The following is a 20,532-nucleotide window of genomic DNA, read 5'->3' as shown; positions in this document are numbered from 1 at the left end:
ATTAATGGATTAATCGTTAAAGTCGTAAATTCTGTTATATAAATTAAGGCATATATTTTCTATTAAACAATATTAACGCTCTAATAATTTACTGTTTTGTGATTTTAATATAATAATTGCATTAGGCCCTTCACAGAATAAAAGGTCTAAAATACTAAGGTTTTTTTCGAAATTTTCTCCAAATACCTGAATATAAGATTGTTCGTTAATTAGCGTGTCTGAGTCTGTCTTTGTGATCTTATTTCGAAGATCTATGATCCCTTCAGCAGGATTTTTTTCAAAAGTAGTCGTTATTTCAAGAGTTGTTTTTATCCCTAGGAGCTTACAGATCAATTTTAACATAGCAAAATTAAGCTCAAAGAGTGTTTCATAGGGAGTAGTGAGGGCTTTTTCTATGTAATCACTATAGTACTCAAAATAGGGAGATCTACCATAAGCAGTAAGAATACTTCTCCAGTGTTTTACCCCAAATTGAGTACTATTATCCAATTTCACTTTTCTAAGAGGGCGCCCCTTATTTGCACCAACAACGGGTACAGTCAATCGATCTACTTTTTGAGCAGTTTTGATGTAACATCGGTTTCTAAAACTTTGTTTCTGAAAATTCTCAAACTTTTCGATGTACACTTTATCAGCTTTAGCTAAAACAGTAAAATACTCTAAATTAGGTAAGTAATGGAGATCGATAAGTACCTGCATTGGATGCTATATATTTTTAATTAGGATTAAAATCTGAATTTCAAGTAGTGAACATCATGTCCCTGTGCTGTGAATTGTTTTTCATAGCGAGTAACGATTCCATGGTGTTCGTCTAGTAAGTCTGATTCGTATAAGTTGAAAGTGACCGCTTCCAAGTTTACTTTTTCAGCGACAAGAGTTTCAACAGAATACTCAAATAAAGGTTTACTATCCGTTTTAAAACGAACTAATCCACCTTCTTTTAATAAATTCTTGTAGATGTTTAAAAATCTCGGGTGAGTCATTCTTCTTTTAGCATCTCTATCTTTTGGTCGAGGATCTGGATGGATAATCCAAATTTCGTCCACTTCTCCAGCAGCAAAATATTGTTCAAGGTTTTGGATATGTATTCTTAAGAAAGCTGCATTTGTTAACCCTTTTTCATCAACAACGTTACCACCTTTCCAGATACGATCCCCTTTAATATCTACACCAATAAAGTTTTTATCAGGATATACTTGTGCTAATCCTGTTGTATATTCACCACGTCCACATGCTAATTCAAGAACCACTGGGTTGTCGTTTTTGAATACTTCTTTTCTCCAGTTTCCTTTGATATTCTCGAATAAAGGTTTTCCTGGTTCTATAATATAATCACGCGTTTCGTTAACGGCGAACTTCTTTAATTTCTGGCGTCCCATTTTAAATATTAATTTCTTTTGTTAAATGATCGACGATTCCTACCGTTTAAAAATCGACTTTAAACGGTCTAAGAAATTGAATTTGATCACTTTCGAATCGCGAATTTACAAAATTGATTACAAGCTTGTATTATAAAGTAGAGAAGGATAGGGTAGATATTGGGAAATATTCGGTTTTTTATCGTATTTTCATTCCATATTTGTGAAAGATTCAAGACCTTATGTGGAATTGTATCTATCATTGTAAACTATATTACAAGCCGCATAATAAATTTTTATGGCCAAAGTGATTTCTTTCGCTACCCAAAAAGGGGGCGTTGGCAAAAGTACATTGCTCATGTTAACCGCATCGGCAATACACAACAGAACAAACAAAAAGGTATTGGTAATTGATTGTGATCCCCAAAAGTCTGTGAAAGATATTTATGCTACTGAAGGGGCCGATAAAGAACAATCCTATGACGTTATTGCCTTTAATTGGAAACAAGCAAGATCTGAAGAGAACTTTGATAAAACATTGGCTTTAGCAGAAAAGAAGTATGATGTTATTTTCTTAGATGTACCTGGTAGAATTGAGGGTAAAGAAATTTACTTCTCTGTTTTGGTTTCTGATATTGTAGTCGTTCCTGTTGTGGCTAGTGTTTTAGATATGAGAGCGACTATTCGTTTCTTAAAAACACTGCCAATGATTAAGGAAATGAAAGAAAAGCAAGGGTATAAATTTGATGTTTACGGCATTGTCAATAAAAAAGATCAAACAGTAGAACATCAAAAACTGAAAGAATTATCAGGTATTGGCGGAATGGAATTCTTTTATTCTCCAATATCCAACTTGGTAAGATATAAGAGAGGTATTTCTACTGTATATGACATCACAGATCCGGGATTAAAAGACGATGAATTCAATCAATATTTTGATGAGTTCTGTACAAAGTGTTTGTTCTAGTTCATCTTCCAAAAGATTATTTGATGTTCATACCAAATTAGCATTAAAAAATTAAACATATAAAAACCCCACTTCTAAAAGAGGTGGGGTTTTCTTCTTAAACAACTTCTTGTTCCATTAATTATAGTGTAGTATTTTCTTTCTGTCCATCTACTACTTCATTAGGGTAAAGAGAAACAAACTGTAGTTATTTTTAGTGTAAACTTATTACATGAATTATTAGGAGTTAGTTTAGGCAAAAATCTGATATGAAAATGTATCTATTGAATAATCAATTTCGATTTTAATAGGTAAATAAATTATAGTGATCAATTACTATTTATGATATAATCAAAAGTTTGTACTACCACTTTCTGAAGTAGGCAACATAAAAAGGAGTTGATTTTTGCGGAAATGACTTCTATTATTAATCCTTCAATACCACAAGCGTAGTTTTCACATCTTATTTTTAATTGAAAGGATTTCATTCTAAGTTCAAGCTGCCACTTCAGAAAAGTAGTTTATGTACTCACTCTCTCATTTATTTTTTCGGTGAAGATTACATATCTTATTATAGGTAACAATGTTTTAATTTTAAAGTGAATGTTTATTTAAACTGTAATCAAAAACATTTCGCGATTGTTTTCATTACAAATGTAACGATGTTTCTTTTATGGATTTTAATTTTTAACGACAATAAACGTTAAGTAACATCTCCTTTATCGGTTACCTATATTTTTGATGTATATTTTTATTAATCACTAATTATCAGTAATAAGTTAAAATATTTTAATTAGGTAACAATGTTTCTTTTGTTTCCGTTAATCAAAATGTTATTCGATAAAGTAACGATGTTTCTAATCAATTTTAACCCATCTCATATTATGAAAAAGTCATTGTTAACTGTAGTTTTTGTATTTGTTGTATCATTTCTTTTTGCTCAAGAGGAAAACACTAAAAACGAAAAGTTGGTAGCCAACTATCTAGAGAAAACAGGTTTGATTAATAAAATTGACCCTGAGTTATCTTTTGCAGAGGAGTATGCTTATAAAACTAGATATGTATTGGTGCAGTACTGTGGTGCTGTTGCCGTATTTGAATTATATGATCAGTCGATGAATGTAAATTTCATCCATAAGAACAATTGCTTGTCTGAAGATGAACAAGCAGAAATTTGGATGAAGGAAGTCAATAAAGACGAAAAGGCGTTAGCATTTACGAGAAGTAAATTCTTATTGAAATAAATTAAGTAGCAGAGATAAATAAAAAGATAAAAGCGTCACTTTTTTAAGTGACGCTTTTTTTATTTCCATTCAGAATAGGGATGTTTCATTAACATAGAGTTGTAGTACTTAGGATCTCCGGTAACTTCTTCACCTAACCAATCGGGAGTAGCGAACGTTTCGTTTTTATCAGATAGTTCGACTTCTGCTACGATAAGCCCTTGGTTATTTCCTGCAAATACATCTACTTCAAAAGTATGTTTACCTACTTCAACTTCATGTCTAACTTTATCAATTACTCCTCCTGAACAGAGTTTCATTAAATCCTCAGCGTCTTCTAAAGGAATTTCTTTTTCCCACTCGTAACGGGCTAGACCTTCCTTATCGGATTTTCCTTTAATAGTGATGAACCCTTTTTCTTTTTTGATTCGGATTCTTACAGTTTTTCCTTCATCACTGCAAATATATCCTTGCACTATTCGAGAAGATCTTTGTGCTAAGGAAGTATCAAAAGAGGTGAGTAAAAATTTTCTTTCTATTTCTAAAGCCATAATTATTCTAATCCTGCTGCTTTAAAAGCATTATTGATGTCGTCTTGTAGATCTTCATAATCTTCAATTCCAACAGATATTCTGATAAAGCCATCGTCTATTCCTAGCATTTTTCTAGTTTCGGCAGGGATAGAAGCGTGCGTCATAATTGCCGGGTGTTCAATTAAACTTTCGACACCACCTAGACTTTCAGCTAAAGTAAATATTCTACAATTAGATAAGAACACCTTTGTTTGTTCCAAATCTGCTTTTAGCGTTACAGATATCATACCTCCACCTTTTTTCATTTGCTTTTTAGCAAGTGCAAAATCGGGATGAGAAGGTAGATAAGGGTAATATACTTTTTCTACAAATGGATGGTGTTCCAGCCACTCCGCTAATTTCATGGCACTTTCGCAGTGTCTATCCATACGAATACCCAAAGTTTTTAAACCTCTGTTTACCAAGAAAGAGTCGAATGGTCCTTGCACCGCACCTACTGCATTTTGTAGGAATGTAAGTTGATCTTCTAACTCTTTGTTATCGCCAACAATCACAACTCCTCCAACAACATCGGAATGACCGTTGATGTATTTAGTGGCTGAATGAGTGACCAAATCAAACCCTAATTCCAATGGTCTTTGCAAATAAGGTGTAGCAAAAGTATTGTCACATACCGTAATTATTTGATGTTCTTTGGCGATAGCAGCGACTTTTTCTAGATCAACCAAACGCAACATAGGGTTGGTTGGTGTTTCTGCCCATATCATTTTAGTATTTGATTTGATCTCTTTTCTTAGTGCTTCTTCATCGTTTAGATCGATAAATGAGAATTCTAAGTTGGCAGATCTTTCGCGAACTTTATCAAATAATCTGAAGGTACCACCATATAAATCGTTCATGGCGATGACATGACTTCCGCTATCCAACATATCCAAGATTGTTGCAGCGGCAGCTAATCCACTCGCAAAAGCATATCCTTTTTTACCATTTTCTAATGCAGCAACGGCATCTTCGTAGGCATATCTTGTAGGATTGTGTGAACGTGTATATTCGAAACCTTTATGCTCTCCTGGTGCTGTTTGTGCATACGTTGATGTTGCATAAATTGGAGGGATTACTGCTCCTGTAGTTGGGTCGGGTTCTTGACCTGCATGAATAGCGATGGTCGAGAAACCGTATTTTTTATTTTTTTCCATATTGGTGTCAAATTAATTATCTTGAATATGCAATCACCCTAATGACGGGTCTGAAATAGTATCTGTCTATAAACTTACTTTAAATTTAATGACATCTCTCAAAAATATGGAGTATTCAGCTTTTTTATTGCTACTCCAAAGTTTTTTATTGCTCAGCTCATGTAGTACTTCGATGGACAAAAAGTGGAAGAAATTAGAAAAAGAATATGCTAAAGATGGTGTAGATATGAAAGTGAGACATGCAAAAATGGATAGTCTTACTGTTAATTATCTCTCAGTTCCATCATCCAAACCATCGAACCGGACTTTTGTTTTTATACATGGGGCTCCAGGTAGTGCTTCTGATTTTGGTAAGTTTTTGAAAGAAGAAAAAATTAGATCTAAAGGAAATGTACTTTCTGTTGATCGTTTAGGGTATGGAAGTGCTTCTGGAACAGAATATTCTTCGATAGCCTTACATGCTCAAAGTATTCATCAAGTAATGGAAGACTGGCAGAATACCACCGAGGAGGAACAAGAATTTATATTGATTGGTCATTCCTATGGAGGTCCTATTGCAGCTCATGCTTGTCTATCATCCAAAGAAAAAATTATTCAGCTTATTATGTTGGCACCTGCCATGAGTGCTGAATTAGAACCGATGAAATGGTATTCCCGTTGGGCCCAAAGTAAGGTGATTTATGGTCTATTATCCTCTTCATTAAAGGTAGCTACTGATGAAAAGGCACATCATGCAGATGCTTTAAAAGAAGTAGAAGATGATTGGAGCAAAATTTCTACGCCAACTATTATGGTTCATGGCAAAAAAGATAGTATTGTTCCATTCGGAAATATGGAATTTGTCAAAAAACATTGGACAGCTCCTTTGTCAACTGTTATATTAGAGAAAAAAGGACATATCTTTCCTTTCACAGACCCTGAAATTGTAATCAATTTAGTGGTAGATACTGTGGATAAATTAGATAAACCAAAATAGAGTTAAACCAATCTAACGTGCTGTAACAACCTGGAAAATAAGTGGTTATTTATGGGTAACGCATCAACTATATGTCAGAAACTAAAGAAAATCTGGATACACCAACCAATAAAAATGAATCTGCCTCTTTGGTAGAAAATGTACCTCAGAAAAAATCTAAAAAGAAATACATATTATTATTTATACTGATATTTCTTTTTGGTGGATTTTTTATTTGGTCAAATTCTTTACAAACCTCTTCGCTTTGGTCTGCAATACCTTCAGGTGCAGGAATAGTAGTAGGTTCAGAGCATTTGATGGAATCTTGGAAGAATCTTAGAGAATCCACATGGAATGATGCGATATCAAATTCTCTTTCGAAGGGTAAAAAGCAACTTTGGGAGAATGAATGGGGAACCAACTCTTTTGTTCAATTCTTATTATCAGATTATAAGGGAGTAGGTGCTGTATATCAAACAGAAAAAGAAGGAACAGCCTACCTTGGAGCCATAGATTTGGGATGGAAGTCAAAATTGACAGATCATCTTCGTTTTATTATCAGTAGAAAATTCACTTTAGCACAACTAGGAGATCATGAGGAGAATATTACTGTACTTAGAAAAGGAAAGAATAATGTAGGGTACTATTTTACCTACAATAACTTATTGGTATTTTCTTCTCATAAAGAGATCATTAAAAAATCATATGCATCTATTGCTTCTGGTGTGGATACTAGAATATTGTCATCAAAAACTTTTTCGGAAGATTCGCTGTTTGAATTATGGATGAACCCCATATCTGTCTACTCTTTATTTGAAGAATATTTTAAAGAACCTCAAGTGGCTTTAATGGGGCTCGGCAGGGTATTAGGTGAGCAACATTGGTTATGGAAGTTGGAAAATGATGAATTGATTAGTGTGGTGAAACCAATCAATCATTCTACAAAATTAGAACCGATTTGGTGGTCTTGGTCTCGAGTTATAACAAGTAAGGATTTATTGACTACCCTACCCGAAAATGTAAGTATTGCGGCCCATTGGGGATTATCAAATCAGATACAAAAAAGGAGGTCTTTATTAGAAGCAGCAGGTATTCAGCCTTGGAAAAATTTAGAAAACCGTTTAAAAATTAAGATAGAAGATGTTTTTGACAGCTGGATAGGAAACGAAGCGGCTTGGGTGAAATTAATTTCTGGAGAACTTAAAGGGAAAAACTCAGAAGTGATGTTGATAAAAACAGATAATCCTGCATTAGCATCAGAACAATTAAGACAGTTAAATGCTCTTGTCGAAGTGCAAACCTTAGAACGTTTTTCAGAGTTAAAATATAGAGGTTTCGCAATCGGCTATATTGGGGTAGAGGAACTTTTACCAACAATTTTCGGTGAGGCATTTAATAGAATTGAGTTCCCTTATTATACTGTACTTGGCAATGCCGTAGCTTTTTCTAATCATCCACTTTCTTTAAAACGATTAATTGATGCTAAAGTAGACGGTCGAACCATAGATTATGATAATAAGAATATTCCAAAATCCGCATTTTACATTTGGGGTAATGGTTCTTTAATTTATGAGGATCTTCCGTTGTGGATCAAAAAGGAAGATCTTAAAACTTTTGAAGGAAGCAAGACACTTTTCGAGAGCGTCAAGGCATTTGAAGGTGTAATTACACCTAGAGGAAAATATACAGGAAGTTCTTACTTTAAGTTCACTTATCAAGAACCTCTAATGAATGCAATAGACAAGGAAAAGTATATCAAGGCATTAAATGCTTTGGATGAGGTGGATCATGAAGCTTATTTAGATGAAGAAGAATTACATCAAAAAGAAGCATTTAAAAGAGCAGCACCTCTTGAAACCGATAAAAACAATATGATTCAATTTAAATAAACACATATATGGCAGAGAAGAAAAATAAAATCAACGAAGAAGAAGTAGAACGTATAAAGGAAGCCTTTGAGAAAAAAGACTGGGCAGAAATAAAAAGTGCTAACTCATGGGTGATTTTTAAAGTGATGGCTGAGTTTGTGGATGGTTTTGACAAACTAGCGAAAATAGGACCTTGTGTATCTATTTTTGGATCTGCTAGAACATCACCGGATCACAAATACTACAAAATGACAGAAGAGGTAGCTCGATTGTTAGTAGAACACGGCTATGGTGTTATTACCGGAGGTGGTCCTGGTATTATGGAAGCAGGTAACAAAGGGGCCCATGATGCGGGTGGTAAATCTGTAGGTTTAAATATTGTACTTCCTTTTGAACAGGACGGTAACCCCTATATTGATAGAGACAAAATGCTGAACTTTGATTACTTCTTTGTAAGAAAAGTAATGTTCGTAAAATATTCTCAAGGTTTTGTGGTGATGCCCGGAGGTTTAGGCACCTTAGACGAATTATTTGAGGCCTACACATTAATTCAAACCAAGAAAATTGGTCGCTTCCCAATTGTGTTGGTAGGCATTGATTATTGGCAGGGGTTAATGGACTGGATTAAGAGTACTTTATTGGAAAAAGAAAACAACATTAGTGAAGGTGATTTGGATCTAATTCACTTAGTAGATACACCAAAAGAAGCCGTAAAAATTATCGAAGACTTCTATGGGAAGTATTTATTATCACCAAATTTCTAAAAAGAAAAAAATACAAACTATATTTGACACCTCAATTGATCGATTGAGGTGTTTTTCATTATAAATTATAAGTAGATCTAGAAATTAAGGTATTCTTTGATGCTTATTTGTTAACTAATGCATTTATATTCAGATCTTAATAATAAATAACCCGACCTTTGTACTAATTTGTTATAAATACCATTCATGAAATCGTTTTTGTGGTTTGTTTTGGGACTTGTTACCGCAGGTCTGCTTACGTATGTTTTTCATGTTGTTTCCCCTAACGAAAGAATTATTGAAAAAGTAATTGTTTCTGAAGGAGAGCAATTCAGTTATGAACTAGATCTTCCTAAGGATTTTGAATTCGCAGGAGAGAAAGTGCCATTGGATGAAGAAGACATAATTGAGCGTTTTGATAGAGAAATGTATGTGAACTCATATTGGCATTCACATACCATCTTAGTTTTAAAAAGAGCACAAAGATGGCTACCGATGATCGATAAAATTTTAAAAGAAGAGGGAGTGCCTTCAGACTTTAAATATTTATGTATTATCGAATCGGATTTGATGTTAACCGCTAGATCGGGTTCAGGAGCAGCTGGATTTTGGCAATTTATGCCAAGTACTGCAAGAGAATATGGTTTAACGGTAACTAAAGAGGTAGACGAAAGATATCATGTAGAAAAAGCAACGCATGCAGCTTGTCAATATTTAAAAAAGGCAAAAGACCGATTAGGTACTTGGACCTTAGCTGCAGCAGCTTATAACAGAGGGGTAACAGGTATCTTAAAAGGGATGAAAGATCAAAAAGTAGATAATTACTACGATCTTTTATTGAATCAAGAGACATCAAGATATGTATTCCGTATCTTAGCGCTAAAGGAGATCATGTCTGATCCAAAGAAGTATAATTTTGAGTTGTCAACACATCAATTATACAATGAGGAAAAGACAAGAACCGTAACAGTGAAGAAAACGATTTCGAATTTGGCAGAATTTGCCAAACAAGAAGGCGTTAACTATAAAATATTAAAGAGACACAATCCTTGGTTAAGACAAAATAAATTAACCGTTAGAAAAGGAAAGTCGTATGTAATTACCTTACCACAGTCGGAGTAAGGAAGAAAGGAAAATTCTCAATGAAGAAGAGTGCAAATTTAGTCGCAATTGTAGGTAGACCAAACGTTGGTAAATCTACTTTATTTAATCGTTTGGTAGAACGTCGTGACGCGATCATGGATAATGAAAGTGGTGTAACACGTGACCGACACTATGGACAGGCCGAATGGACGGGAAAATCATTCACTGTAGTAGATACAGGTGGATATGTTGTAGGTTCTGAAGATACATTTGAAGAAGCAATTCGTGAACAAGTAGAAATTGCTATCGAGGAATCTACGGTTCTGTTATTCGTTGTTGATGTTGAAACAGGTTTAACAGATTTGGATAGAGAGTTTGGTAAATTACTTAGAAGAAGTAAAAAACCAATCTACCTAGTAGCCAACAAAGCAGATACAGGAGAAAAAGCAATGCACGCTTACGAGTTCTACGAACTTGGTATGGGCGAGCCAATGGCAATTGCTTCAGCATCTGGTTTTGGTACTGGTGATCTATTGGATGAAGTAGTTTCTAACTTCCCTGAAGATGAGGACGAAGAAGAAGAAGCAATTCCAAGAATCGCTGTTATCGGTAGACCAAACGTAGGTAAATCGTCATTAACGAACCTTCTTTTGAATAAAGAAAGAAGTATCGTAACAGATATTGCAGGTACAACTCGTGATGCCGTAGATGCGAAATACAACGCATTCGGTAAAGAGTTTATCCTAACAGATACAGCAGGTCTTAGAAGAAAGGCAAAAGCAATGGAGAACGTTGAGTTCTACTCAGTAATGAGAACCATTAAAGCCATCGAAAGATCGGATGTCTGTATCGCTGTTTTAGATGCAACAAGAGGTATTGAATCTCAAGATTTGAGTATCATCAACTTGGCCATCAAAAACAAAAAAGGTATTGTGATTATGGTGAATAAGTGGGACCTTATCGAAAAGGATACCAACACTGCTAGAGAGTTCGAGAAGAAAATTCAAGAGCGTTTAGGTGGTGCTGCTTATATTCCGATTATCACTACTTCGGTATTGGAGAAACAACGTATCTCTAAAGTAATCGATAAAGCCATTGAGGTCTACGAAAATCGTAAGATGAAAGTAATGACTTCTGCTTTGAACGAGATTATCGGTAGAGAAATCGAAAGACGTCCACCTCCAGCACACCGTGGTCACCACATTAAAATTAAATACATTACTCAGTTGCCAATTCACACACCGGTATTCGCGTTCTTCTCGAATTACCCAAGACATGTGAAAGGCCCTTACAAATCGTTTATCGAAAACAAAATCAGAGAGCATTTTGGTTTTGAAGGTGTACCGATGGGTATTGTATTCAAAGAGAAATAATCAGAGTAGTATTACTTTATAGATCGCAGACTGTAATTATTAACATAAATACAGTCTGCTTTTTTATTTTAAATCAACTGTAAAGTGCTGTTCTCGTTTATATTATATATATCAATCATCATTTCATGAAATATCTCTTCATCATATTTTTCTCCCTGCTATTTGTTAGTTGTGATGTTCATAAGGAAGACGAATTTGTTCCTGTTGAAAAGCACGGTTATGATAATTATTCTATTAAAGAGAAAAAAATATTTTCTGATTCCACAAATAGTGTCCATATTAAATTAGCAATTTCCAAGAGTTCAAACATGCATAACTCTTACAAAGAAATAACGTTGACAAAATTAAATACAGGAGAAAAAATTTCTATTAATACTAATCATATTGTTGACTTAGAGCCAGGAGCTTATGAGTTAAATGTAGCCCTTCATCCGCACAGAGCAGTTGATGATAGTAAAGTTCATTTATCAGAAAACTCATTATTTAGAAACGAGTTTCAGGTAACGAAAATGTTTACTATTGAGGAAAATCAAACAGTAAAATTTAATATCTATCTTCATTAATTTTATATTGCAGCTGCTTTAATGCTAGCATTTACCCTTGTCATAGAAAAATTGATGTTTTTCTATCAAACAACTTGGTAATTTGACGAATCTAATCTAACGTGTGATTTTAGATTAAAAGACTTTTTTATAAAACTGATAATAATGAAACATTTGTTTATCGCAGCAATTTGCGGACTTTTCTTATTTTCTTGTGGAGGAGCTGCATCTTCAAGTACTGAAACTTCATCAGCCACCGTAAAGGACAAACCTATCCCAACTTTTAATGCTGATTCTGCATATACATATGTACAAAAGCAAGTTGATTTTGGCCCAAGAGTTCCCAATACAATGGCTCATGATATGTGTGGTGCATATCTAGCAAACGAATTGGCAAGACACGGAGCTGAGGTAACTGAACAAAAAATGACGGTTTATGCTTATGATGGAACTGCTTTAAACGGTACCAATATTATCGGTAGCATTAATCCTGAAGTTCAAACTAGAATTATATTGGCAGCACACTGGGACACTCGTCAGGTAGCTGATCAAGATGATGATAAATCAAGACAACATGAACCAATTTTAGGAGCAAATGACGGTGGTAGTGGTGTAGGTGTTCTTCTAGAAGTAGCAAGAGCAATTGCCAACAGCCCGGACAAACCCAAAGTTGGTGTAGATATCATTTTGTTTGATGTGGAAGACTACGGTCGCCCTGCGTTCGAAGAAGATCAATCGGGTGATTCGGGTTACTGTTTAGGATCAAAACATTGGGCAGCTAATCCTCATAAAGAAGGTTATTCTGCATATTACGGTATCTTATTGGATATGGTTGGTGCTAAAAATCCTACCTTCTTAAAAGAAGGAGTATCGATGTATTTCGCTCCTAGAATTGTAAAGAAAGTATGGAAAACAGCTCAAAGTAAAGGCTATGGAAGTATGTTCGTGGACCAAAAAGGACCTCAGTTAACAGACGACCATCTTTATGTAAACGAGATCGCTAAAATCCCTATGATCGATATTATTGATCTTGACCCTAGTGGTGCTCAAACGTTCTTCAAACACTGGCACACTCACAATGACAACATGGACGCGATTGATAAGAAATCGTTGGAAGCAGTTGGAGTGACCTTGTTACAGGTGCTTTACAACGAATAGTTTTGGGGAAATGAAAAATTAAAAGTTAAAAATGAAAAACGTGGTAAGTGGGGATAGCTTATCGTTTTTTATGGGTATTTGATATAAATGGAGGGCAAATCATCGTTGGGTGGTTTGCCTTTTTTAGTGAAGAGTGAAAGGGGGGAAATGAAAAATTAAAAGTTAAAAATGAAAAACGTAGTTAGTGGGGATAGCTTATCGTTTTTTATGGGTATTTGATATAGAAGGAGGGCAAATCATCGTTGGGAGGTTTGCCTTTTTTAGTGAAGAGTGAAAGGGGAGGAAATGAAAAATTAAAAGTTAAAAGTTAAAAATGAAAAACGTGGTAAGTGGGGATTGCTTATCGTTTTTTATGGGTATTTGATATAAATGTAGGGCAAATCATCGTTGGATAGTCTGCCTTATTAGTGAAGAATGAAAAGGGAAAAGTGAAGAGCGAAGGGCAAAATGGTACACGTACCGCTCAACAAACTACGTTTTTCACTTTTAACTTAAAAAAGGCTCCTTTTTTTACAAAGAAGCCTTTCATCTATTACAAAGTAAGTGCAAAAATACCCCTTACTCCTTTATGTCAAGTTTGATGCTCAAATCACCCAATTGCTGGTCGTCAGCTGGAGATGGAGATTCGATCATTACGTCTCTACCTGATGTGTTCTTAGGGAATGCGATGAAGTCACGGATAGACTCTACGCCGCCGAATAGAGAACAAAGACGGTCGAAACCTAATGCGATACCACCGTGAGGAGGTGCACCGTATTCGAAAGCGTTCATCAAGAAGCCGAATTGTTCTTGAGCTTCCTCAGCAGTGAAGCCAAGTGCGTCGAACATGTCTGCTTGATCTGATTTATCGTGGATACGGATAGAACCACCACCAACTTCAACACCGTTGATGACCATGTCGTATGCGTTAGCACGAGCATTGTAACGATCGTTTTTCAAGATCTCAGCATCTTCTGGAAGTACTGAAGTGAATGGGTGGTGCATTGCGTGGTAATGACCAGTTTCTTCGTCTTTCTCGAACATTGGGAAGTTAAGTACCCAAAGAGGAGAGTAGTTGAATGGATCTTTAAGACCTAAACGATCACCCATTTCTAAACGAAGTTCACACATTTGCTTACGTGTAACATCTAGTTCACCAGATAACACTAATAGTAAGTCACCTGCTTCAGCACCTGCTTTTTCAGCCCATGCTTTTAAATCTTCTTGAGAGTAGAATTTATCTACTGAAGATTTAAATGAACCATCTTCGTTACATTTTACGTAAACTAGACCTTTGGCACCGATTTGTGGACGTTGTACCCACTTCGTTAATTCGTCTAATTGCTTACGCGTATAAGTAGCAGCACCTTTAGCACAGATACCTAAAACTACCTCAGCAGAATCAAATACTTTGAATCCTTTATTTTGAGCTACGTCGTTAAGGTAAACAAACTTCATCTCGAAACGAGTATCAGGTTTGTCTGAACCATAATCGTGCATAGCGTCTGCATATTCCATTCTTGGGAACGTAGGAAGTTCGATGTCTTTCACCATTTTGAAAAGGTGACGCATCATTCCTTCGAAGTTTTGTAAGATGTCTTCACGCTCAACAAACGCCATTTCGCAGTCTATTTGAGTAAACTCAGGCTGGCGGTCAGCACGAAGGTCTTCATCACGGAAACATTTTACAATTTGGAAGTAGCGGTCCATACCACCGACCATCAATAATTGCTTAAATGTTTGAGGTGATTGAGGAAGTGCATAGAACTCACCTGGGTTCATTCTTGAAGGAACTAGGAAGTCACGTGCACCCTCTGGAGTAGATTTAATCAATACAGGAGTTTCTACTTCGATAAACTCTTGATCTGATAAATATCTTCTTACTTCTTGAGCGATTTTATGACGCAATACCAATTTCTCACGAACTGGGTTACGACGGATATCCAAGTAACGGTACTTCATACGAAGTTCATCGCCACCATCTGTTTCGTCTTCGATTTTGAATGGAGGAGTTTGTGCCTCGTTCAAGATCGTCAACTCGCTCAAACGCATTTCGATGTTACCAGTTGGGATATTTGGGTTTTTCGCAGCACGTTCGATCACTTCACCAGTCGCCTTAAGTACGAACTCACGACCAACTTTTCTAGCTTGTTCCAACAAGGCAGCGTCAGCATTACCATCGTCTTCGATTACTAATTGAGTGATACCGTAACGGTCACGGATATCGATCCAAATTAAACCACCTTTATCACGGATAGCTTGTGCCCAACCGCTTAAAGTTACAGTTTGCCCAATATGGCTTTCACGGAGTTCTCCGCAGTTATGCGTTCTAAGCATTTTATATATAATTTTAATTTAGTCTCTTGTTCAAAATAACTGATCGCAAAAATAAGGAGTTGTACTCTCACTACGAAAAGATTTGCCTATCCTTTTTACTGATTTTGAAGTATTTTTCTATTTTTTTGAGAATTTCTTAGTGAAATCTAGAGTAATGCAATCTCTTTATAAATATTACCTACTTTTTTAAAAATCTGAAGGCCAAAAAAAAGTGCCTCTAATCTCATTAAAAATGAGGGGCACTTGTATTATTAGTAGTTAAAATTCAAAATATATAGTTACTCACTTTCGTAAGTATGACCTAGATAATCTAGGGTTAAATCAATTTTATCTTCAGGAATCATCCTTGTGATAATTCCATTTTCTTCTGCCTTTTCAGCAGTAAATAATTGGTTACCATCAATATTCATACCATTAGAGAAAACTGTTGATTCTGTGGCATAAGATAAATCACTTGCTTTTATAAATGAAGAGCCAATTTTATTAGTTGCTCCCTCAATTACAGAGACAGTCATTGCCCTCATACTGTGGATCATATCTTTTAAATTAATGAAATAATCACTGTTCATAATGCTATCAGAAATAATAGGAGCTTCCTCTAAAGAAAATTTTGGTAAGAAAAAATTTTCCTGTACTGTTCTAAATACCACCATATTAACATGATCATCTTTATTGACTCTCTCTAAAATATCGATTATTTGAACGGTGGTTTCCTTGGACAATTGGTTCAAGCAGAAATTAGGCAAGTATATGGTGACAACATTCCCTTTTTTATGACTGTGTATGTGTTTTATATTGTAGCTCATCTCAATATTAGGTTAATGCGAGTTTGGTTATTGGCTTTTACACTTCGAATGTTAATCAATAAAAGATAGAAGGATAATCTGAATAAAATGTAAAAGGAGGCTTAATCGAAAATTAGTTGTATCGTAAAGCTATGCTACAAAGTTAAAGTGCTTTATTGGTCTTTTTGGTGACCATTGTTATTATAAAATAATAATTAATGTATGTTAATGTAGTCGTTTTTAGGTTAATTAGGGAAGTTTTTATTCTTCATCCCAATCCTCATCGCCTTCTTCTTCAATAAAATTAATTTCTAACAGTTGTTCAATGTTAGTGATATTGACTTCTTCTCCTAAATAAAACTCAGCAAAACCACTATACACTTCTTCAGGAGTCATACCTTGTTCTCTAAGTGTTTTTATGGCATCCGAACCATTTGATTTCGACAACTTTTCACCTTTTTCATCTACAAGAAGTGGATGATGTAAAAACTCGACATTTTCGAAATTATCAAGTTCTAGTTTGTTACCAAGAAATATTTGAGCTGCTGTAGATTCAACAAGGTCTTCTCCTCTCACTATGAAATCGATTCCATCGTCTTCATCATCAATTAATGAGGCCAATTGATAAGCAAACAAGCCATCTTTTCTTTTTATGACAAAGTCTTTCATAGTTTGTTCTAAATCAATAGCAACATCACCAATAAATAGATCTTCTAAAATAACGGGAACTTCTGAAGTTTTCACTCTAATTGCAGCATCTTCAGTATCGAATGGAAGATTTAGATCTCTGCATTTACCGGTATAAATACCAGATTCAGATTGTTCGTAGATCTCTTTACGAGAACACGTACAAGCAAATAAATCGCCTTGTTCTTTTAAAATATCAAATGCTCTTTGATAGCGATGAGTTCTTAGTTCTTGCGTCCAGTTTTTCTTAAAATCATCTACACTAAAAGGACCATTATCATAATCGATACCTAGCCAATCGATTGTTTCAAAAATATCTTCAATATACTCGTCACGTGCACGAGTGGAGTCGATATCATCAATTCGTAAAAGAATTTCACCACCTTCAGACTGACGTGCAAGAATCCACGTGAGTAAAAAAGAATAGGCATTACCTATATGTAAATAACCTGATGGTGTTGGAGCAAATCTGGTACGCATTGATATATTTCTTTAGACGATTATAACTGAGCTCAAAAATGCACTTAATTCAATAAAAAAAGAAAAGTATGATCTTAATTTTTGTGTTTAAGATCATACTTAGAATTTTTTTAGGAAGAAATAAAATTAGTAAAGAAGTGAATTTAGAGTGTGGAACATTTAATTAGGATAAATTGGACTGATTCGAAGATGACTTAGTCATCAAACGATAGGTGCCCATGAAAACTATCGTTAGTACGAAAACACAAGCAAGTAATTCCATAATTTAAAAGTTTTATCAAGGTTAAATAAAGTTCTGTATGTTGTAGACAGATTAATAACAACGAGTGACAATTTATTTTCTCTAAAGGGTGTTAAAATTAGTGGGATAAAGATCAATTGTCTTACTGCAAGGTAGAAAATAAACAAAAAAATACACTATCGAAACATTGTTACATCCTATAATTGTTAGAATAGTACAATAAATTATTTCGATAGTGTAAAATGTTATGAGATCAAATTAGTTCTTAATTTTCTAATTGATCCACAGCAAATGCGTATGCTCCAAGTGAAATAGCTTCACTAGTTCCTAATGCAGAAATACCTACACCAATTTTAGGAGAAGCATCGTATTTTACAGTTTTTTCTGTAAATGGAACCTTGATTTCCAGTTGGTTATTTGTTACAAACTTTTCAGTTTCGACTTCAGAAGTAAGGTCAAATACTTCCATAACCAATCGGTCAGTTCCCGATTTATATTTTGATTTCATCTCTGCTAGAGTAGCAGGCATGAATAATTCTGAGGCTCCAGAAAGACCTCCTCCGATAACAACAATAGCATCTACCGTTGTTGCTAAAGTACAAAGAACGTCTCCTAGGTTTTCGCCTAATGTATCGAATGCTTTTTTCGCTGATGCAGCATCACCTTCTTGTTCGCCTTTTGCGATTTCGAAGATGTCTTTTGGCGTTAGTTCTGCATTATCAACACCAGAGAATTCTTTGTAGAATCTTTGGATTGCTCTAATACAAGAAGCTTCCTCAGCATTTACATGGTCTAAAACTTTAGAAGGCATCAACCAGATTTCACCTCCCATTGAGTTATCGCCAATATGTAATTTATTGTTAGAAACGACACCGCCACCTAGACCAGTTCCAAGTGTAATGCCGATCACATTTTTATATTCTTTTTCGCTTCCATTGGCTTTTAGCTTAGCATTAATTTGTGGAAGTAAACCACCGATTGCTTCACCGTAAGCAAATAAATCGCCATCGTTATTGATAAATGCAGGGATACCGAATTTTTCTTCTAACATTGGTCCTAAAGCTACTCCACCTCGATAACCAGGAAGGTTTTGTAAGTCACCAATAATACCGTTAGGGTAATCAGCAGGACCTGGAAATGCGAATGAAATTGCTTCTGGTTTTCTATCACCAAGTTGTTCTACAACGTGATTAAAACCAGTAAGAATGTTTTGTAAGCTTTGTTCTAGATTATCACCGTTTGAAGGTAGTCTATAAGGATCAACGATCATTTTTCCGCCTTGCATGGCAGAGAATACAAAATTAGTTCCCCCAGCATCTAGGGTTAGGACGATTTGTTTTTTATCTGTTATGGACATAGTAATTATTTAAAAGAATATAAAAATTCTCCTGAAGTAATCAGTTTCATTTCTTTGTTGGACAACCTTACTAACAAAGATCGGTTATCTACCAATTCAATGTCATCATTTTTTGGTAATATGATTGAATTCCCATCAGATTTTTTCTTATGATTCATACGAACACAGTAAAATTCCTCATTATCCAAACCTTCCGTGAAGTCAATTTCAATAATTTGTTCTTCTGACGTAGAATTCGACAGCAAAATTACATATTCATTCTTTGCATTTACAACACCTACGGCATTGATATTTTGATGATTATTGTTATTAATTTGTACAATCGTACTACCTTTTTGAATGTTGCTAGATAATAAAGACCATGTATAATACCAAGGACGAATCTTTAATTCTGAGGGATCATGATACAAAGTATCCCCCAAACTATTCCACATTCCCCAACGCATAATCTGTTCAGTATTTCCATCGTTTGCTTCTGTGTACATTGCATCGTCTAAATACCAAGCCACAATACCATCGACACCCACCTGAAGTAAATCCATACAGGCTAGGGTGGTCAATTCTGCATATTCATCATCAAATACTTTGGGTTGAGAAAGGCGACTGCTTCTTCCATCTTTAAGCACATCACCCATAGGTTTTATACCCAATTCGGAAATGAATAAAGGCCCATGTAAATTTTGAATCTCATTTGGGTTCAAGTGTAGGAAGTCTTCGGTTCTTCCATCAATAACAGCTTCTTCATCTAAAAAAGCATGAACATCAAAAGCCCCGATTGTTTCTTTTAGATCTTCATTGCTTTGTGCTAGCCAATCTTTTCCTTTTAATGTTTTTAGAGGCATGTCCCATGTAGGATCGCTGCTAGGGCCCATAATTGTAACATATTTGTTGAGGTGATATTTTGAAAACTCGTTCTCCAAGCCTATCACCCAATTTTTCCATACATCGTAATCCCCTTGGTTTTTGGCTTTATAGGTGTTGGGTGCATTTACCAAAGTAAAGTATTTGATGCAGGAATAGCGTTTCACCCTCACCAAATGATACATATAATCGGCAATCATCTCTGTCCATAAATGCTCATTTCCATTTTGCATTTGCCAAGGTGGATTCCATTCTCCAAGGATTACTTGAATACTATTCTGCTGACAGAAATCAAGAATCTTATATAAGGCATGCATTTCATGCCTATTGTAGCTCACTATTGGCTTTCCTTTAGGATCTAAACCTCTAAAATATCGATCTTCTGCATTGTCAATAATTCGAATAATAGAAGGTTTCATGTGTTGAAGTCTTTCGAACATCAGGTTCCATCGACTACTGTCTTTCATTAGGAACCCCCACGAATCTCCTGGCGCATCAGCATGCTGATAGGTAGACCATTGAATACCGAATCCTTTAAAATCGTGATTTATCTTATTCTTTTTATTGAAGGTTAATTTTGAGGTAGGTTTTCCTTTTTTACAAGTAGATAAACAGAAAATAATTGATATGGATAGTAATGATAGTAGTAATCGTTTTAATGTCATAGTGTGATAGAAATGAGTAATAATTTTTTTCATTGATAATCAGAGAATATAATGTAGTAGTAGGTTAAGATGCTATCTGATTATAATCATAGAAAATACTCAATTGTTCGTTAATAAAGGTTACAATATTCGAAAAGTGTAATGATCTATTAAAAAAATTAA

Annotated in this window: 18 protein-coding genes; 9 read left to right on the top strand and 9 right to left on the bottom strand. The window is 35.0% G+C overall.

The features are described 5' to 3' along the window. Window positions 1-72: 72 nt before the first annotated feature. The gene (locus KMW28_RS19570) at window positions 73-699 is read right to left on the bottom strand and encodes a WbqC family protein (RefSeq protein WP_169665895.1); all 627 of its coding nucleotides are present in this window, start codon (window positions 697-699) and stop codon (window positions 73-75) included. A 26-nt stretch (window positions 700-725) separates the two neighbouring features. Next, window positions 726-1,379 carry a tRNA (guanosine(46)-N7)-methyltransferase TrmB gene (gene trmB / locus KMW28_RS19565; protein ID WP_169665897.1) on the bottom strand — a complete coding sequence of 218 codons (654 nt, stop codon included), beginning with the start codon at window positions 1,377-1,379 and terminating at the stop codon, window positions 726-728. Window positions 1,380-1,656: 277 nt separating this feature from the next. Here trmB and KMW28_RS19560 point away from each other — a divergent pair, with 277 nt between their 5' ends. Both KMW28_RS19560 and KMW28_RS19555 read left to right on the top strand, forming a co-directional pair. Beyond that, window positions 1,657-2,325: a ParA family protein gene (locus tag KMW28_RS19560; RefSeq protein WP_066211717.1), complete on the top strand. Its 669-nt coding sequence runs from the start codon at window positions 1,657-1,659 to the stop codon at window positions 2,323-2,325. 863 nt (window positions 2,326-3,188) lie between these two features. Further along, window positions 3,189-3,548: a hypothetical protein gene (locus tag KMW28_RS19555; protein ID WP_169665899.1), complete on the top strand. Its 360-nt coding sequence runs from the start codon at window positions 3,189-3,191 to the stop codon at window positions 3,546-3,548. Window positions 3,549-3,607: 59 nt separating this feature from the next. Here KMW28_RS19555 and KMW28_RS19550 read toward each other — a convergent pair whose 3' ends face one another. Continuing rightward, window positions 3,608-4,078 carry a CYTH domain-containing protein gene (locus tag KMW28_RS19550; RefSeq protein ID WP_169665901.1) on the bottom strand — a complete coding sequence of 157 codons (471 nt, stop codon included), beginning with the start codon at window positions 4,076-4,078 and terminating at the stop codon, window positions 3,608-3,610. Between the two features lie 2 nt (window positions 4,079-4,080). Next, window positions 4,081-5,256, bottom strand: a complete 1,176-nt coding sequence (locus tag KMW28_RS19545) for a trans-sulfuration enzyme family protein (protein WP_169665903.1) — start codon at window positions 5,254-5,256, stop codon at window positions 4,081-4,083. 172 nt (window positions 5,257-5,428) lie between these two features. Here KMW28_RS19545 and KMW28_RS19540 point away from each other — a divergent pair, with 172 nt between their 5' ends. The 7 genes from KMW28_RS19540 (at window position 5,429) to KMW28_RS19510 (ending at window position 12,978) form a co-directional block, all read left to right on the top strand. Continuing rightward, window positions 5,429-6,232, top strand: coding sequence for an alpha/beta fold hydrolase (locus KMW28_RS19540; RefSeq protein WP_215585771.1), 804 nt, complete (start codon window positions 5,429-5,431; stop codon window positions 6,230-6,232). Between the two features lie 71 nt (window positions 6,233-6,303). Next, entirely contained in the window at window positions 6,304-8,100 is a 1,797-nt protein-coding gene (locus KMW28_RS19535; protein ID WP_169665907.1) for a hypothetical protein, read from the top strand. Window positions 8,101-8,108: 8 nt separating this feature from the next. After that, window positions 8,109-8,843 (top strand): LOG family protein, encoded by a 735-nt coding sequence (locus tag KMW28_RS19530; protein ID WP_169665909.1) that lies wholly within the window; start codon window positions 8,109-8,111, stop codon window positions 8,841-8,843. 186 nt (window positions 8,844-9,029) lie between these two features. Continuing rightward, window positions 9,030-9,944, top strand: a complete 915-nt coding sequence (locus KMW28_RS19525; RefSeq protein ID WP_169665911.1) for a lytic transglycosylase domain-containing protein — start codon at window positions 9,030-9,032, stop codon at window positions 9,942-9,944. 20 nt (window positions 9,945-9,964) lie between these two features. Further along, window positions 9,965-11,278 carry a ribosome biogenesis GTPase Der gene (gene der / locus KMW28_RS19520; protein WP_066211734.1) on the top strand — a complete coding sequence of 438 codons (1,314 nt, stop codon included), beginning with the start codon at window positions 9,965-9,967 and terminating at the stop codon, window positions 11,276-11,278. A gap of 125 nt (window positions 11,279-11,403) precedes the next feature. After that, window positions 11,404-11,841 (top strand): hypothetical protein, encoded by a 438-nt coding sequence (locus tag KMW28_RS19515; RefSeq protein WP_169665913.1) that lies wholly within the window; start codon window positions 11,404-11,406, stop codon window positions 11,839-11,841. 144 nt (window positions 11,842-11,985) lie between these two features. Continuing rightward, window positions 11,986-12,978: a M28 family peptidase gene (locus KMW28_RS19510; protein WP_169665915.1), complete on the top strand. Its 993-nt coding sequence runs from the start codon at window positions 11,986-11,988 to the stop codon at window positions 12,976-12,978. Window positions 12,979-13,536: 558 nt separating this feature from the next. Here the strand turns inward: KMW28_RS19510 and aspS are convergent. The 5 genes from aspS to KMW28_RS19485 all read right to left on the bottom strand — a co-directional run bounded on the left by aspS (window position 13,537) and on the right by KMW28_RS19485 (window position 20,403). Then, window positions 13,537-15,294: an aspartate--tRNA ligase gene (aspS, locus tag KMW28_RS19505; RefSeq protein ID WP_169665917.1), complete on the bottom strand. Its 1,758-nt coding sequence runs from the start codon at window positions 15,292-15,294 to the stop codon at window positions 13,537-13,539. A 278-nt stretch (window positions 15,295-15,572) separates the two neighbouring features. Then, window positions 15,573-16,100 (bottom strand): Clp protease/crotonase-like domain-containing protein, encoded by a 528-nt coding sequence (locus tag KMW28_RS19500; RefSeq protein ID WP_158297748.1) that lies wholly within the window; start codon window positions 16,098-16,100, stop codon window positions 15,573-15,575. 240 nt (window positions 16,101-16,340) lie between these two features. Then, window positions 16,341-17,246, bottom strand: a complete 906-nt coding sequence (locus KMW28_RS19495) for a glutamate--tRNA ligase family protein (protein ID WP_169665919.1) — start codon at window positions 17,244-17,246, stop codon at window positions 16,341-16,343. A gap of 506 nt (window positions 17,247-17,752) precedes the next feature. After that, the gene (locus tag KMW28_RS19490; protein ID WP_169665920.1) at window positions 17,753-18,844 is read right to left on the bottom strand and encodes an ROK family protein; all 1,092 of its coding nucleotides are present in this window, start codon (window positions 18,842-18,844) and stop codon (window positions 17,753-17,755) included. A gap of 5 nt (window positions 18,845-18,849) precedes the next feature. Then, the gene (locus KMW28_RS19485) at window positions 18,850-20,403 is read right to left on the bottom strand and encodes a hypothetical protein (protein WP_169665921.1); all 1,554 of its coding nucleotides are present in this window, start codon (window positions 20,401-20,403) and stop codon (window positions 18,850-18,852) included. Window positions 20,404-20,532: the final 129 nt, after the last annotated feature.

It is taken from the genome of Flammeovirga yaeyamensis (assembly GCF_018736045.1).
In the GTDB taxonomy this organism is placed as follows: domain Bacteria; phylum Bacteroidota; class Bacteroidia; order Cytophagales; family Flammeovirgaceae; genus Flammeovirga; species Flammeovirga yaeyamensis.
The sequence above is the reverse complement of the archived record's forward strand: the minus strand, read 5'-3'. Positions and strand labels throughout refer to the sequence as shown.